13 protein-coding genes are annotated in these 14,684 nt (G+C 59.6%); 4 read left to right on the top strand and 9 right to left on the bottom strand.

What is annotated here, in order from left to right:
- Positions 1-84: 84 nt before the first annotated feature.
- The 5 genes from VJU77_04585 to VJU77_04605 form a co-directional block, all read right to left on the bottom strand.
- Positions 85-1,074: a thiamine pyrophosphate-dependent enzyme gene (locus tag VJU77_04585; GenBank protein HKP02622.1), complete on the bottom strand. Its 990-nt coding sequence runs from the start codon at positions 1,072-1,074 to the stop codon at positions 85-87.
- A gap of 55 nt (positions 1,075-1,129) precedes the next feature.
- Positions 1,130-1,357, bottom strand: coding sequence for a hypothetical protein (locus VJU77_04590; protein ID HKP02623.1), 228 nt, complete (start codon positions 1,355-1,357; stop codon positions 1,130-1,132).
- Positions 1,358-1,490: 133 nt separating this feature from the next.
- Complete coding sequence (locus tag VJU77_04595) at positions 1,491-3,479, bottom strand: 2-oxoacid:acceptor oxidoreductase subunit alpha (protein HKP02624.1); 1,989 nt, start codon at positions 3,477-3,479, stop codon at positions 1,491-1,493.
- Positions 3,480-3,613: 134 nt separating this feature from the next.
- Positions 3,614-4,591, bottom strand: coding sequence for a hypothetical protein (locus tag VJU77_04600; GenBank protein ID HKP02625.1), 978 nt, complete (start codon positions 4,589-4,591; stop codon positions 3,614-3,616).
- A 19-nt stretch (positions 4,592-4,610) separates the two neighbouring features.
- Complete coding sequence (locus VJU77_04605; GenBank protein HKP02626.1) at positions 4,611-4,922, bottom strand: hypothetical protein; 312 nt, start codon at positions 4,920-4,922, stop codon at positions 4,611-4,613.
- A 22-nt stretch (positions 4,923-4,944) separates the two neighbouring features.
- Here VJU77_04605 and VJU77_04610 point away from each other — a divergent pair, with 22 nt between their 5' ends.
- From VJU77_04610 to VJU77_04620, 3 genes are all read left to right on the top strand, one after another.
- Positions 4,945-5,343: a hypothetical protein gene (locus VJU77_04610; protein HKP02627.1), complete on the top strand. Its 399-nt coding sequence runs from the start codon at positions 4,945-4,947 to the stop codon at positions 5,341-5,343.
- Positions 5,344-5,432: 89 nt separating this feature from the next.
- Complete coding sequence (locus VJU77_04615; protein ID HKP02628.1) at positions 5,433-6,473, top strand: YncE family protein; 1,041 nt, start codon at positions 5,433-5,435, stop codon at positions 6,471-6,473.
- Positions 6,470-7,261, top strand: coding sequence for a hypothetical protein (locus tag VJU77_04620; GenBank protein HKP02629.1), 792 nt, complete (start codon positions 6,470-6,472; stop codon positions 7,259-7,261). Before VJU77_04615 ends, VJU77_04620 begins: the two co-directional genes overlap by 4 nt.
- A 77-nt stretch (positions 7,262-7,338) precedes the next feature.
- Here VJU77_04620 and VJU77_04625 read toward each other — a convergent pair whose 3' ends face one another.
- The 3 genes from VJU77_04625 to VJU77_04635 all read right to left on the bottom strand — a co-directional run bounded on the left by VJU77_04625 (position 7,339) and on the right by VJU77_04635 (position 10,075).
- On the bottom strand, positions 7,339-8,124 hold the full coding sequence (locus tag VJU77_04625) for a hypothetical protein (protein HKP02630.1): 786 nt from the start codon (positions 8,122-8,124) through the stop codon (positions 7,339-7,341).
- 39 nt (positions 8,125-8,163) lie between these two features.
- The gene (locus VJU77_04630) at positions 8,164-8,928 is read right to left on the bottom strand and encodes a glycoside hydrolase family 25 protein (protein ID HKP02631.1); all 765 of its coding nucleotides are present in this window, start codon (positions 8,926-8,928) and stop codon (positions 8,164-8,166) included.
- Positions 8,929-9,013: 85 nt separating this feature from the next.
- On the bottom strand, positions 9,014-10,075 hold the full coding sequence (locus VJU77_04635) for a hypothetical protein (protein ID HKP02632.1): 1,062 nt from the start codon (positions 10,073-10,075) through the stop codon (positions 9,014-9,016).
- Between VJU77_04635 and VJU77_04640 the strand changes: the two genes are divergently transcribed.
- Positions 10,050-12,125, top strand: a complete 2,076-nt coding sequence (locus VJU77_04640; protein ID HKP02633.1) for a hypothetical protein — start codon at positions 10,050-10,052, stop codon at positions 12,123-12,125. The genes VJU77_04635 and VJU77_04640 overlap by 26 nt on opposite strands.
- A gap of 1 nt (position 12,126) precedes the next feature.
- Here VJU77_04640 and VJU77_04645 read toward each other — a convergent pair whose 3' ends face one another.
- Complete coding sequence (locus tag VJU77_04645) at positions 12,127-14,667, bottom strand: hypothetical protein (protein ID HKP02634.1); 2,541 nt, start codon at positions 14,665-14,667, stop codon at positions 12,127-12,129.
- Between the last annotated feature and the right edge of the window lie 17 nt (positions 14,668-14,684).

The following is a 14,684-nucleotide window of genomic DNA, read 5'->3' on the forward strand; positions in this document are numbered from 1 at the left end:
CATCCGGTCAAAAAAAGTGACGAGTGACATGTGACCCGCCTTCACGAAGGTTTCGGCGTGGCAGGCGAGTGACGAGAGAGAACATTACTTCATCCGATCGAAAGTCTTTTGGAGCAATGCGAGATCGGATGGGTTGCCGAGTTTCTCCCGGGTGGTGTCGATCCACTTTTTCTCGAGGGCGTTTTTGGTGGGACGATCGCTTTCGTAGAAGACGCCGAAGACGCCGGGGAAAGGCAGCGTTGCCAGCTTGTAGGCGGCGAGCTCGTCGGTGACGTCGTGGCGGAGCTCGTCTTCTGGGGTGTTGTCCCATTTCTTTTCCTCGATCAGCTCGAAGGCGCCGCCTTTGCGCGGGTTCGCGGGGTCGAAGGCGCCGGGGAAAAATTCGACGCATTCGCTGAGGCATTCGATGACGCTAAAGCCCTGGTGGTCCATGGCGCGCTCGATCATCTGGATCATGTGGTTGACCTGGGTAGCGTGCGTCCGCGCGATGAACGTGGCGCCGGCGCTGATGAGTTGTTTCATCGGGTTCACCGGATGGTCGATGGCGCCGGTCGGGTCGGTCTTGGATTTGAAACCAATGGGCGAGGTGGGCGAGGTCTGTTTCTTCGTCAGGCCGTAGACGAAGTTGTCCATGATGAAGTACGTCAGGTTAATGTTCTTGCGCGCGCCGTGATTGAGATGGTTGCCGCCGATCGAGAAGCCGTCGCCGTCCCCGCCGAAGAGGAAGACGTGCAGGTCGGGCCGGGCCAGGCTGATGCCGGAAGCGAGCGGGACGGCGCGGCCGTGAATGAAATGGGCGCCGTAGCCGTTCACGAAATAGGGGAAACGCGAGGAACAACCGATCCCCGCCAGGGTGACGATCTTCTCGTGATCGAGCTGCCGTTTCTCGATGACTTTGTAATAGGAAGCGAGCACGGCGAAGTCGCCGCAGCCGGGACACCAGGTCGGGTGATCGGCGGTGATCGCTTTCTTGGTGACTTTTTCGCGGACGAACTCGAGAACGGCGGTGGCGGCCTCGGTGGCCGCGGCGGAGCCGTTTCCGTTCGGTGATGGCGGGTTGGTTTCGGTGCTCACGAGGATAGTTGAGAGTTAATAGTTGAGTGTTGAGAGTTGGTGGAATTCGCGGAGCTCATTTCTGGTTCTCCGCGTCGCCGGTGATCGCGATCTCTGCGCCTTCGGCGCGTTCGCCGGGCGGATGTTTGGTGTGATCGGCGAGACCGGATGACGCCTTCTCAGCCTCGGTCCCAGGCTTGGTCGGCGTGTTGTCGCCGGCGCGATCGACGGCGTCGGGGACCTTCGCGGCGGCGCGCTCCGCCCCTTCAATAATGTCGGTCTTTTTCTCGGGTTCAGTGCTCATCGAAAAAACAGACGGGGAAAACGTCCAACGCCCAACGTCCAACGCCCAACGTCGAAGTCAGAGCAAGCAACCGTCCTCGTTCGATATTCGGCGTTCGGTGTTGGGCGTTGGGCGTTCTCTTTGTGCATGTGAATTACCCAACTCCTTGGGAAACGATTTCTTTCAAGGTCTTCACGTTCTCGCCTGAGGTATCGGCATGGACGATCGGAAGGCCTTCGCGCGGAATATTTCGAGCGGCGAACGAGCGGCCCTCGAACACGCGTTCGAGGATTTCTTTCACCCGGAAGGTGAGGCCGTCGGTCTTGGTGGCGCTTTCGATTTTTGGCTCGCAATAACGGGCGCGCAGGAGGGTGGCCAGCTGGCCGAAGCCGTAAATGCCCTGGTCGTTCATCTCGACGACGACGACGCGCTGGAATTTCGCGAAGATTTTTTCGAGACCGTTGGGTAACGGATGGATATGTCGGAGATGGAGCGCGCCGGCTTTCTCGCCATGTTCGCGCGCCAGTTTCACGGCGTCGTGGATCGGGCCGTAGGTGGAACCCCAGCCGACGAGCAGGGTGCGGCCTTCCTGGTCGCCATAAACTTCCGGAACCGGAATTTCCTCGGCGAGTTTGCGCAGTTTGTTGCGACGCTTCGCAGTCATCGCCATGTGCATCTTCGGGCTGCCGGTCGGGTGGCCCATCTCGTCGTGCTCGAGCCCGGAGATGAGCGGATATTTTCCGTCCAGCATTGGCGAGCCGGGCGGCACATGTTGCGTGATCTGGTCGACGGCGTACGGCTTGAACCCGGCCGGGCGTGGCGAGAGATCGAGTTTCGGATCGACCATCAAATCCTTCAGGTGCGGCTCGTCGAACGCTTCGATCCGGGTCGCGAGCGAAGTGTCGCTCAAGATGAAAACCGGCGTGCTGTATTTGCGCGCGATCCGGGCGGCTTCGAGCGAAATGTAAAAACAATCTTCTACCGTCGCGGCGGCGAGGACGACGCGCGGGCTGTCGCCGTGTCCGCCGTAAATGGCCTGGAAAAGATCGCTCTGCTCGACGTTCGTCGGCAGGCCGGTGCTCGGTCCACCGCGTTGCACGTTGATAATGATGAGCGGCATTTCCGACATCGAGGCCCAGCCGATCGCTTCGGTCTTGAGCGAAATGCCGGGTCCGGCGCTGCCGGTGACCGCGAGATAACCCGATAACGAAAATCCCAGCGCCAACGAGACGGCGCCGAGTTCGTCCTCCGCCTGGACGAAGATACCACCGTATTTTGCTAACTCGGTTCGCAGGATTTCCATGACGGACGACCAGGGCGTGATCGGGTAGCCGGCGCCGTAACGCACGCCGGCGGCGATCAGCCCATAGGCGAGCGCCTGATTGCCATCCATCGTGATCTGGGCGCGATCGCCTACCTTCGGCGTGAGCCTCTCAAATTTATACTGCTTCGTCAGGACGTTGCCGACCGGGTAGGCGTAACCGGCGGTGAACGCCATGATGGCGGTGTTGGCAATGCTCGAATCTTTGCCGGCGAATTTCTCTTTGATCAGGGTCGTGAGTTTCTCGACGTCGAGGTGAAAGATTTTCGCGATCAGGCCAAGGATGAAAATGTTTTTCCCCTTGTCCTTGGCCGTGCCGCCGAGCGCTTCGACGGTCAGGCCGGTGATCGGCACGCCGACGTAAACGAAACGTTTGTCGTCGAGGTCGGGCTGGACGTTATCGGAATCGTAAAGGAGGACACCGCCTTCTTTCAGAAAGCCGATGTGGTCCTGGTAACTGTGTTGATAAAACGCGACCAGGAAATCGGCTTCGTCGCCGGCGGAAAGGACTTCGCCGGTGCCCATGCGGACTTGGAAAATCGAGGGACCGCCGGAAATGGTGGCGGGGATCGTCATGTAGGTCATGACATCCTGGTCGCTCCGGCCGGCGAGGCGGGCGAGGAACGCGCCGGCGCTCTGGATGCCGTCCTGCGAATTGCCCGCGAGCCGGATAACGGCATCGTGGATGCTTTCCGGGCGGAGATCGGCGCGGTCAGTGCCTGAACTGGAAGAAGGAGCAGCGGCGAGAGATCCGCGTTTGGCGGTGGGATCTTCCTTGCTGTTCGGAGCGTTGGTTTCTGGTGTGGTTGAGGTTTCGTTCACGCTGAAAAACACCTTAACGAAAGAGCGGCGCGAATCCACCGGCAATTGCCGAGGGGCGAGGGGCGAGGGGCGAGGGGAAAGGCGGAAGACGGAAGGCGGAGGGTCGCCGATCGAAACGATCAAGCCGGGAGGCGCTACGGATTAGGCGGCGTCGGTGGAGGAGTGGGCGGGACCGGTGGCGGCGGAGTTCCCACAAGCGGGGTCGAGGGAGGAGCAGGCACCGCCGGCGGAGGCACGGACGGCGGAGTAGTGGTGAGCGTGGCCGGAGAGTCGGTTCGAGTATCTCCGGCGAGGGCCTTTCGATTCTGCAGGTTCTTTGCCTCCGTCAGGGCCTGATCGAAATTCTCTTCGCCAATGACAGTGAGAAAAATATATCCGAGCGTCGTCAGCTGAATATAGGGATCGCGGACTTTCGCGGCTTTGTTTTGCTGGACCTGGGCATTGACCTCTTTTTTGTCCGTCTCGCTGATATTCTGAAAGGAAATGAGCGAACCCAGAAGGTATTCGCTGGCGTCATCGATGGAACCCAGCGCCTTGAGATCCTCGAAGCGTTGAGCGATCAGGCGCTGCCGGCGCAGGGAACGCCATCGATCAATTCGGCGATCGATCATGGTCAGGAGCAGGCTCAACACGATATCGGGGCCGATGGAAACATCCTTGTTATCCGATCCCTTGATGACCGCGAGGCGGGTCCGCATGATCGCGGTGGCGCCGAAACCGGCAGCGATGGCGCCGCCCAGCGGGCTCTTCGTGATCATGGCAAATGCCGGATTATCGTGGAAATACCAGACGAACATCAGAGCAAAGGTGGAGATGGCGCCGTTAAAAAGAATGTAGACCAATCCGTCCGGACTGCTGATGGCTTTCACTTGCTCATCTCGATAGCGCGAAGCGATCTCGGTGAGACCAACGAGAGCGCCACACAAGAAGGCCACGCCCAGGGCCCGGGCATTGGTCGCCCAATTGTCGGTGTAATAGTGCCACGGGATAAGCAGAAGGTAGATCGGCAAAAGGCAGACGAAACCCAGGACGACCGTCGTAAAAGGCCATTCGGCGATGGACCGCCAAGTGTTCGCGGCCGATTTATCGCGGGAATCTGTGGAGGTGTCCATGGGGGGACCGAAGAGGAGCTTATGCCGGCACAGGTAACGCGACGATCGCTTCTCCGGAAGTGCCGCCGGATTGCACTACCGTGAGCTGGCGATTGAGAATCATTCGATCGATCACCCCGACAAACTGTTCGAGCTGAAGATCGGGCACTTTCAGAGTGCTTTTCGTGATTTCGAACAGCTCCTGGACTCTCTTGTGCCCTGCCTCTTGCAGCGTCCTCAGGATCGGCGGGCCGTAATAATTCACGGCTTCGGCCCAGGGATCCTGGACCGCCACGCGCGATTGAGTTTCCGCGGGCTGGATATAGTCCAGGGAGAAATTCTTAATGTTCATTCGATGCCTTCCAAGAGTAATTTTGGGTAGGACGTTTTGCAAGACGCCGTTTGAACCCATTCTGGCCGTTTATGATATTTTTGCCACGCCGACCTCGGACGCCGATGAATCCCGCGGCAAGAAGATTCGGCTCGCTCGTCGCAATGAAGTCGGCAGAATGCAGTCGACGACGGATCAGAAAGGAAACGATTTTATGGCAGACGAAAAGAAATGGGAGACGTGGGAGGATTCGGGAAAGCCGGAAGGCAAAGGGGGCACCAGCACGCGCGAGTCCGACCAGGGGGCTGAGGTAGCGGGCCGGACCAGGCAGATGGTGGCGACTTGTACGAAATGTGGGATGCAATCGTACGTCGGCGCGGACTGGAAATGGTTTACCTGCTGGAAATGCGGCGGGACGTCTGCGGACACGGCGATCGTTTAGCCGCCGGAGGCGGGATTAAAGTAAGAAGGAAGAAGGAAGAATTAAGAAATCGAATTTGTTCCGCAGAGACCCCGGCGTATCAGTTGCCCATGCGCTTACGAACGGCTGGGTTGGTGCTCAGCGGTGCAATTGCCCTGCACAACGCGGCGGCGGGCGACGCTTACAAATTTCTGAATGAAATCCCGATTGGCGGCGAGGGCGGCTGGGATATTCTGACGGTCGATTCGGCGGCGAGGCGGCTTTATCTGTCGCACGCGACAAAGGTCGTCGTGGTCGATTTGGAGAAGAACGCGGTCGTGGGCGAGATCGCGGACACGCCGGGCGTGCACGGATTCATTGCGGTGCCGGCAGTCGGGAACGGGTTTTCGACGAACGGGCGAGAAAACAAATCGAGCGTGGTCGATTTGAAGACGCTCAAGACCGTTTCAAAAATCGACACGGGCGCGAATCCGGATGCGTTCGCTTACGATGCGAAACGTGGCGAGGTTTACCTCTTCAACCACAGCGGAAATTCCGCGACGGTGATCGACGCGAAGACGGCGAAGGTCGTGGCGACGATTCAACTGGGCGGCGAGCCGGAATTTGGCGTGAGCGACGCCGCCGCGGGGAAGGTCTACGTCAATCTCGAGGACAAAAGCGAAGTGGCGGTGATTGACGCAGTGAAGCACGAAGTGGTGGCGCGCTGGCCGCTGGCGCCGGGGACGGAACCGACCGGGATCGCGCTCGACGCAGCGCATCATCGCTTGTTCGCGGCCTGTCACAACAAAGTTATGGAGATGCTCGACACGACGAGCGGCAAGGTGGTGGCGAGCGTGCCGATTGGCGCAGGCGTGGATGGTTGCGCCTTCGATGACGCGACGCAGCTTGCCTTTGCCTCCTGCGGCGAAGGAACGACGACCATCGCGAAGGAAGAGGGCGACAAGCTGACGACGGTGCAGACGTTAAAGACGGAGCGGAGCGCGCGGACGATGGCGCTCGATCCGAAAACGCACCGCATCTTTTTGCCTTCGGCTCAGTTCGAACCGGCGGCGTCGCCTTCACCGGGAGCGTCTCCTACGCGACCAAAGATGGTGCCGAACTCAATGAAGCTCCTGGTTTACGCGCCGATTGATGCAGCCAGTGACAAGTGACCAGCCTTCGCCGCGAGGCTACGGCCAGGCAAGCGAGTGACCAGTTGAAGCGCCTGCTTTTTCTTGTCGCCGCTGTCGGCGCCCTCGGAATATGTGATGCCCTTGCCCAGGGCGGGCCGCCAATGATTACCGACGATCCGGGAACGCCGGGCGACGGGAAATTCGAGATCAATCTCGCGATCGCTTTCGAGCACCGGCCGGGCGAGACGTCGTTCGACGCGCCCGGCATCGACATCAATTACGGAGTCGGCGACCGAATTCAGCTGACGTTGCAGGGCGGCCCGGTCGTGCTCAAGCGGAGCGATCACGGAGCGATTGGCGGACTTGGCGGAACGGAAGCGGCGGTGAAATGGCGCTTCTTGGATGACGAGCGGACCGGCATTACGATGTCGGTATTTCCGAGAATAATCTTTAACCTCTCGGGGTCCGCTGCGCGCCGCGGGCTGGCCGACGACGGGACGCGGTTCCAAATACCGCTCCAATTCGCCAAGGCATTTCCGAAATTCGATCTCGACCTGGAATGGGGGCCGCTCGTCAGCACGGTCGGTCCCGCCCAATGGCTTTACGGGATTGTTGTCGCCGTGGATGCCAGCAAGACAACAGCTCTGATGGCAGAGCTGCACGGGACGAGCCGGACAAATTTTCGTGACGACGATCTGACCTTCAATTTGGGGATCCGTCAGAAAATAAACGACCATCTTAATTTCCTCGGGTCGTTAGGTCACGAGCTGCGCTCTCCGGAAGCGCGGGCCTGGATCGGATACGCGGGATTGCAGTTGCTGTTTTGACAAAGGTAGGGACGGCGCGCTGCGCCGTTCCGCTAAGAAACGCCCAGCGGACGCCGCAGCGCGGCGTCCCTACCAGGTCAGTGCGCCTTTGAGGCGGGCTTTTGCGGGAAGATCAGGATGAGCGCGATGATTACCACGACGAGCGCCAGCGTCGCCCCATAACGGCTCAAGGCCAGTCCTCCCTGAGCGTGCGGCTTATCCAGAAAGTCGCCGACGACGGCGCCGAGGGGCCGGGTCAAAATGAAGGCCGCCCAAAACAAAATGACGTGTGACAGTTTCGTGAAGTAATAGAGAAGCGCGGTCACGAGAAGTAACCCGCCGAAGACCGCGGCCGCGCCGAGATAACCCATGTCATTGGTATCCGCGACCCAGTCACCGAGGGCGGTGCCGAGGGTCTGGGAAAACATGATCGTGACCCAGTAGAAGATTTCGACCTTCGGCGTGCTGACCGTTTCGATGGAAATGCTGCCGGTCGACCAGCGCCAGATCAGCAGCGACGCGATTACCAGGACGAGCAGGATGGTCGAACCGCCGGTGTATCCGATGCCGAGCGATCGCGTGCAATAATCCGCCAGAGTGGTGCCGACCGTCGTGGTGGCGACGATGGTGAACCAGTAGAGGAGCGGGTGAAATTTCTTCGCTTTGATCTGGACCAGGACCGCCGCTACAAAAATGACGCCGAAGATTGCAGTGCCGATGAGATAACCGCGGCCAGTGGCTTCTTCGGTAGTCTCGCCGAGCCACGACATGGTGACGGCGTCGCCACCGGTTTCGCCGAGGGTGGTGGCGAGGATCTTAATGATCCAGAATAGAAGCGTGACCTGTGGGACTTTGGCAACCAGGTCGCGTGTCCTCTCGTCCATGCATCCAATTCGGCGCGTGATAGAGCGCCGGTCGGAAACTTATTCCGCGGGCAGCCAGGCGTGTTCCTGCCACCAGGCGGCGAGGGACTCGTCGCTGCCGCGAAACATATTGCGCTCGGCCCTGGGAATGTTGGCGACTCGAATGGGGTAGGAGGAGCGCGGGCGGAGATCGCATTTGCCGTCGCCGGTGTATTGCCACAGCCGCCAATTGCTCCAGGGCGAAGGCACGGCGGGCTGGTAATGGTAATTGGCAATCCAGAGCCAGCAATTTCCGAGGATGGCTTTGTCGGCGCGATTGACGTTGGACGCGTTTAGCATCGAGCGGAGCCGGTATTCGCTCCCGTAAAGGCCCGGGTATTTTCCAGTCCGCTGTTTGATGCGCTCGACGAAGCGCGCGGCCTGGTCCACCCGCATGGAACCGCCCGGGTAATGCCCGTTCTTTTCAAAATCGAGGACCAGCAACACGCCACTCGGCTGAAGGGAGGGTCCACGAAAACTCGACGCAACGGTGTTGAGGAAATGTTCGGCCTGGCGAATGGGATCGCTGGCATTGCCGAAATGATAGGCGCCCCAAAGCAAACCGGCACGGGCGGCGGCAGTCTGGCGCGGGCCGTAGTAAGCATCGCGCACGGATGGCGGATAAGTCGCTTCATGAATGACGCCGACGATGCCTTCGCGTTTCATGGCTTCGAAATCGACCCGCATCAGGTCGTAGTGCGACAGATTCACGACGCTGTTTCCGGCCAAGGCCGAGACGCGGAACGCGATGACGAGAAACAAAATGCGGAGAATGAAAAACTTCATCGCGCGGACGATAACTGGTGGAGTCGAGGTGACAAACAGAAACGACTCGCCCTTTGGTGAGAGCTCGAGGTCAACTCACCTGCGGTTAGAAGCGAAACGCGATGCCGCCGCGGATGCGGTAATCCGGGACCGTTTGCAGGGCGGTGTTGTCGATCATCACCGGAATATCCGCGCCGATTTCGGCGCTGACTCTGCCAAATGAAGCGACCAGCCGGGGACCGAGAAACACGGAGGTGACGCCTGTGTCCTCGACGGGGGCGCCGCGGAAGCGATCGAGATCCTTGTGCTCGCCGGAGACCACGAATTGAAGGCCGACAATAGCGCGATGATTCCGGACGAAGTAATACCCGGGGCCGCCGCTCCAGGAAATATCGTTCGCGAAGTCATATTGATGCTCCCCATCGCCGCGCAGAGCGAACTGAGCGTCGGCCTGGAAGAAAAAGTTGTGGTAACGGAGGGCAGCTTGGCCACCGAAAATTCCGTCGTAGGAGCCGGTGCCGAGCGCGAGATCGTGCCCATGGATTCCACTGGGCGGCGCGCCGGGAATTTCCATCTCGTCGAATTCCTCCTTGATCCGGTCGGTATTGCCGGTCGGAAATTTTACCCCGGCGATCAGAATGGCCGAGGCCGTGAAATCGGGTTCCGTCGTCTTCATGTGCGGCGATTTCGGGTCGCTGAAGTCGAGACGAGAGCTTCCCCCTTTTTCGGTGTGGAAGAGGACAAACTTGGTGAGAAGGGAGACGTCACCGAGCCCGTTTTCGGTCCCGCGGTCGATGGCGAAACCCTCGGGCCGTTTAAAGGAACGATAAATCAGTGGGAGATTGAACTGGAGAGCGAGGCGAGAGCTGATGGAGTAGCCAGCGACCAGCTGGGTGTTCGAGCTGTCGAGATATTGGCCGGTCGGGTTTGCGATTTCCTGGCCGTCTTCCTGGAGCGTGCCGAAGTGGGTGAATTGCTCCGCGACCGCCACGTAAAATTTGCTGCTAAAGGTGGGCGAGGACCGGGCGGAAGGTTGATCAAACGAACCGGGGTCTGGCGGGAGGGTTTCGAGTTGCGGGGTGTAACAACCGCAGAGATCGCAGCCGCGAACCTGGGGAACGGCGCCAAGGAGCAGACCTGCCATGGCGACGGCGGCGAAGACCTTCATCGGCAAGTCATACCGTGGTGACAGGGATGGCGCAATTTTCTTCGACATGGGCAAACGAAGCGTGCGGCCGGCGAATGCGATTTTTCGTGGGCGCACCGAGTTCTTATGTCATAACGCGCAGCAGATGGATTCGGGATTTACGAGAGCAAGTTCTTCACGCCGAATCGGTCAGGGCGTTGTTCTCGTGTTCCTTGCCATGGCGGCGGGAATTTATCTGTTCCGTGTGCCGGAACACCCGCCTGGTTTTGCGATCGATGAGTCGTCCATCTGTTACAATGCCTTTACGATTTCCCAGACTGGCGCCGACGAACAGGGCAGTTCATGGCCTCTTTTCTTCCGGGCGTTCGGCGAATACAAGAATCCGACGCTGATCTACGTCCTGGCAGCGATCTTCAAAATCACCGGGCCGAGCATTGCCGTGGCGCGATCGCTCACCGCCAGTTTCGGAGTTCTAACGGGCGTTTTGCTCGGCTTGTTAGCGTGGCAGATCACGAGAAAAATGTTCGGCGCGATCGTCGTTGCCGTTACGGCATTGTTTACTCCCTGGCTCTACGAGAGTTCGCGGCTCGTTTTTGAAGTCGCCATCTACCCGGCCCTGGTCGCGCTATTTCTTCTCTTTGTCTGGCGAGCGTCCCTTCGGGCGCGATGGAAATGGAGCGACATCGTCGCGCTCTCCGCCAGTCTCGCGTTGCTGACCTATTCCTATTCGATCGGGCGGTTATTGGCGCCGCTGCTGGCTCTAGGTCTCGCCTGGTTTGTCAGCCGGGAACGGTGGCGCGGAATCGTCGCGACCTGGATCCTCTACGGCGCATCGTTAATTCCGCTCCTCGTCTTCCACCTGAACCATCCGGGAGCGCTGACGAACCGTTTCAAGGCGATCACCTACTTCAAGGCCGGCGACTCCACCGCCGCAGCGATAGCGGGATTCGCCAAGCATTATTTCGCGAACATCAATCCATGGCGATGGCTGGTCATTGGCGAAGGCGATATCCGCGATCATCTCCAGGGGATGGGAAGCCTCCTGGCCGTAAGCGTGGTGCTGGCGGTGTTCGGCCTGGCGATTGTGTTGCGACAGCACAGGCAGGATGCGTGGTGGCGGTTCGTCATCTATTCCCTGCTTGTCTCGCCGGTGCCCGCATCCCTCACGACCAATCCCTTCCCGCAACTGCGGCTGGTTGCCTTTCCCATCTTCTTTCTGGTTTTGATGATCCCGGCTGTATCGTGGCTCGATCAAGCTCGGACAAAGCTTCGCGGCGTGGGAAAGCGACCCTGGCTCACGGGAGCTCTTCTTCTTGTGATTTCGCAAGGCCTGATTTTTCAGTGGCGGTACCATAAAGGCGCTCCGGGCCTGTGGTATGTCTTTGATGCGCGGTTTCCCCGGAAGGTGTTGGCTCCGGCGCTCGCGACCGGGCAATTCCCCATCTTCCTTCGCGACGAGCCCGGCCAGACCGGATACATCCATGCTCTCTGGTATGGCGTCCTTGCGGGCCTCGATCCCGGCCGCTTCACCCGATTGTTGTCCGGCCAACCGCCGCCGGCGGGCGCGGTCGTGATCAGCACCGGGCCGGCTTGCACCGAATGCAGGCTCATGGCGCGGTCTCTCAATTATATCGTCTATTCAGTCCCGCCTTATCGCGAAAACGCTCTTCAAGAGAAAAAGCCTATCACGGTGTTCGCAGCGAATATTCTTTGCGAGAACCCGCCAGGCACTCTGAGCGCGGGCCAGCCAGTCACGCTGAGGTTCCTCATCAGGAATATCAGTAACGCTGAATGGCCGGCGACCGGAAACGCGGAAGGGAAAGGGGCCGTCTTTCTCCAGAGCCGATGGCGGACGGAGACCGGCGAGATCGTGCCGGGTCACGAGACGGAGAAGAGCGTCCCTTACGACGTAGAACCGGGCGACACGATCGGTCTGACGCTGGAAGTAACGCCGCCGGAGCAGGGAGGTTACCTGTTGGAAGTGGACCTCCTGCAAAAAGAGATCGCGCGCTTCAGTGAACACGGCTCGAGTCCATGGACTGGCAACGTGACGGTCACCGCGAAACGATGAGCTATTGCCGTTTGTATTCGTCCGACTCCAGGAAAGCGCGAGTCAGCCCGCGGTAATCATGGTTCCGATCCAGTTGCCGGAGCCAGAAATTGTAGCCGGCGAGATCATGATCGGGCGCGTCGTCCGGATTGCGTTTCAAGTAGCTGAAGTAATGGCACAAGACATAGGCGGAATTGTATTCACGCGACAAGAACTGTCGGTTGCCGCCAATGCGTTGGAGGGTGGCGGCGCGCGTTTCAGGACGGTCGGTAGACGAAGAGGATCGCTCGGCTAACGGCAGACCGGCATTGGCGCTCAACGCGCCGACGTAATCCGCATCGCTCAGCGCGTCGTAGCGCTCCCGGAAAGAGGGCCGCTGGATCAAGTCACGACAAAGATCCGCCTTATTGCGTTCCAGGGTCGCCTTCCATTCGTTATTTCCCGGAAAAACACCTCGGCCCAGCTGTCGCAGATCCGCCATAAATTCGTGGTAACGCGGCGGGCCGCCAAATGCAGCCTTGTTGAGGCAATAGAGCTCGCCGGCAACCTCGGAAAATTTCTCCAGGATTTGGGATGGATCACGGTCAATCCGGGAAGCGTATTCGCGGGGCGGATAGTCAGACGGCGCGACGGGATCGCGCTTCTCGATTCCCTGGGCGTCGTAGATGGCGATATCTCCGGCGCGATAGATCGTAGGGAAGGCGGCATCAAAAAATGCGCGGTTAGCGCGGAGCTCATCGGTCTCGTTTTTGCCGAGATAAATGTAGTCCACTCGATAATAGCGGAGCAGCTCGAGGGCGTCGTCGCGGCCGGAATAAATCGCGCGGACGTCGGCTTCCCGTTCGGCGAAGGGATAACCGTGGCTCCAGAGCCACGCAGTGGGACCGCGAACGACGGCGCGGCCGGCAAGACTAAGGACCGGTTGATGCAGGCTCGGGGCGGTGAGAAAGAGGGAATGCGGAGCGGTATTCGATTTCACAAATTCCGCGGCGGCGATTTCCTCTGCTCCAAACATCTGTCTGCTGCTGTGTGATTCGGCCAGCAGCGCGAGCGCGCCGGAACAAATGGAAACCGCGGCGAAGGCGATGGAACAGCTCCAACCGAGCGGACCTCTGGCCATCCGGCCAAGCCAGGCTGCGATCAAGACTGCCGAGGCGGCCTGCCAGTAAGTCATCAACTTCAGGTTGTCGTAGTCGTTAGGCGAAAAGACGATCAGGAGGGAGAGGCCGAGAAGGGCAAGAAAGGGAAGGTAGAACAGGCGAAGAGGCCGGGACGCCGTTAGCCAGGCCGGAATGATGAGCAACGCGGGAAGCCCGAGGTTGCGGAACCAAAACAGCGGCCAGTTGGGTTCGGCCTGCCCGCGCCAGCCGGGTTGAAAGCGGGTGAAACCAGCGTTCGCAGAGTGTGCCCAAAATTCGATGAGTCGGGGGGACGCCAGGAGAATGGCGGGGAGCCAGAAATACAGCCAGAGACGCCGGGGACGAAGGAAGAACAGGACGGCGCTGACAAGACCGACGGCCAGCAAAGAATGAACATGAAACAGCGGCAGCAATCCCGCGAAAATGCCGGCAACAAACAGGAGTTGCGGTCCTCGGGATTTTTCGCCAACGCTCTTCTTCTCGTTCCAAACCAGGACAAAGATCGCGAGAATGATGAACCCGAGCGACAAGCCAAAAATGCTCGTGCGCTGCGGCAGGAGCATGTCGGTAATGACGTTGGGCCAAACCAATCCTCGGGCCGGCAGGTGAGTGTAGTTGATCTCGAGGTTCGCCAGAAATTGCCACAGCGACTTGCCGCTTGCTTGCCAATCGAGGGGTAGATCGATGAATCCAAGGCCGCCGTTAAGAAGAAACAGCAAGGTCGCGAGAGCCGCCGCCCAGCTAGCGCGCGCGCCGTAAAGGGTTGGGATTAACGTGATGAGACGCCGGGCAAAGAAATAGAAAATGCCAGTCAAGGCGACGGTCAACGGGAAAGCCGTCCACACCAGCGCCGAATGCAGATCCATCCCACCGGCCATGACCAGAGCGGTAAAGAAATCCGGCAGGAAAGGGTAAAGGAGTGGCGCCGGCGGCATCGGCGTGTAGAGCGGCGGGAAGTTTGCGCCGTGCAGGAACGACGTCGTGATGGCCGCGTGATAAGCCATGTCATAGTAAGAACTCTCTCCGCCCGAGAACACGCCGCCCGCTTTGGGTTGAAGCATGCGGGTGAGGAAAAGATGCAGAAAAAGGGGAACAAAGACCGCGAGAAGAACGGCCAGCGGAGTAAAGGAGCTTTCCCAGACCAGGCCGCGCGGTTTGTCATGCTTGCGTCTCCTGTCGCGAACGTCCGGGAACCAGATGACAACAGCTCCTGCCCAGACCAGGAGCGCGGTCAGGAGGATAGTGGAAAAGTTCAACGCGCCTGACAATCGGGCGAGTCCATATCCCATGATCGCCGCCAGACTCCATCCGATGACAAGCCCCCACAGCGCTTGCTCGACGTTATTCAACAGGCTGGCGAACAGGCGCCGAACCAGGCCGATGCCCAGGAGCGCCGCGCCGACGAGGAAGATGGCCCCGCTCATGCAAAGGTGAGGTCTGG

The organism is Chthoniobacterales bacterium (assembly GCA_035274845.1).
Lineage (GTDB): Bacteria > Verrucomicrobiota > Verrucomicrobiia > Chthoniobacterales > UBA10450 > AV80.

Excerpts from the sequence above, each read along its gene's own strand:
- VJU77_04590 (HKP02623.1), bottom strand. The coding sequence starts at position 1,357 with ATGAGCACTGAACCCGAGAAAAAGACCGACATTATTGAAGGGGCGGAG.
- VJU77_04600 (HKP02625.1), bottom strand. The coding sequence starts at position 4,591 with ATGGACACCTCCACAGATTCCCGCGATAAATCGGCCGCGAACACTTGG.
- VJU77_04605 (HKP02626.1), bottom strand. The coding sequence starts at position 4,922 with ATGAACATTAAGAATTTCTCCCTGGACTATATCCAGCCCGCGGAAACT.
- VJU77_04615 (HKP02628.1), top strand. The coding sequence starts at position 5,433 with ATGCGCTTACGAACGGCTGGGTTGGTGCTCAGCGGTGCAATTGCCCTG.
- VJU77_04625 (HKP02630.1), bottom strand. The coding sequence starts at position 8,124 with ATGGACGAGAGGACACGCGACCTGGTTGCCAAAGTCCCACAGGTCACG.
- VJU77_04630 (HKP02631.1), bottom strand. The coding sequence starts at position 8,928 with ATGAAGTTTTTCATTCTCCGCATTTTGTTTCTCGTCATCGCGTTCCGC.
- VJU77_04640 (HKP02633.1), top strand. The coding sequence starts at position 10,050 with ATGGCGACGGCGGCGAAGACCTTCATCGGCAAGTCATACCGTGGTGAC.
- VJU77_04635 (HKP02632.1), bottom strand. The coding sequence starts at position 10,075 with ATGAAGGTCTTCGCCGCCGTCGCCATGGCAGGTCTGCTCCTTGGCGCC.
- VJU77_04645 (HKP02634.1), bottom strand. The coding sequence starts at position 14,667 with ATGAGCGGGGCCATCTTCCTCGTCGGCGCGGCGCTCCTGGGCATCGGC.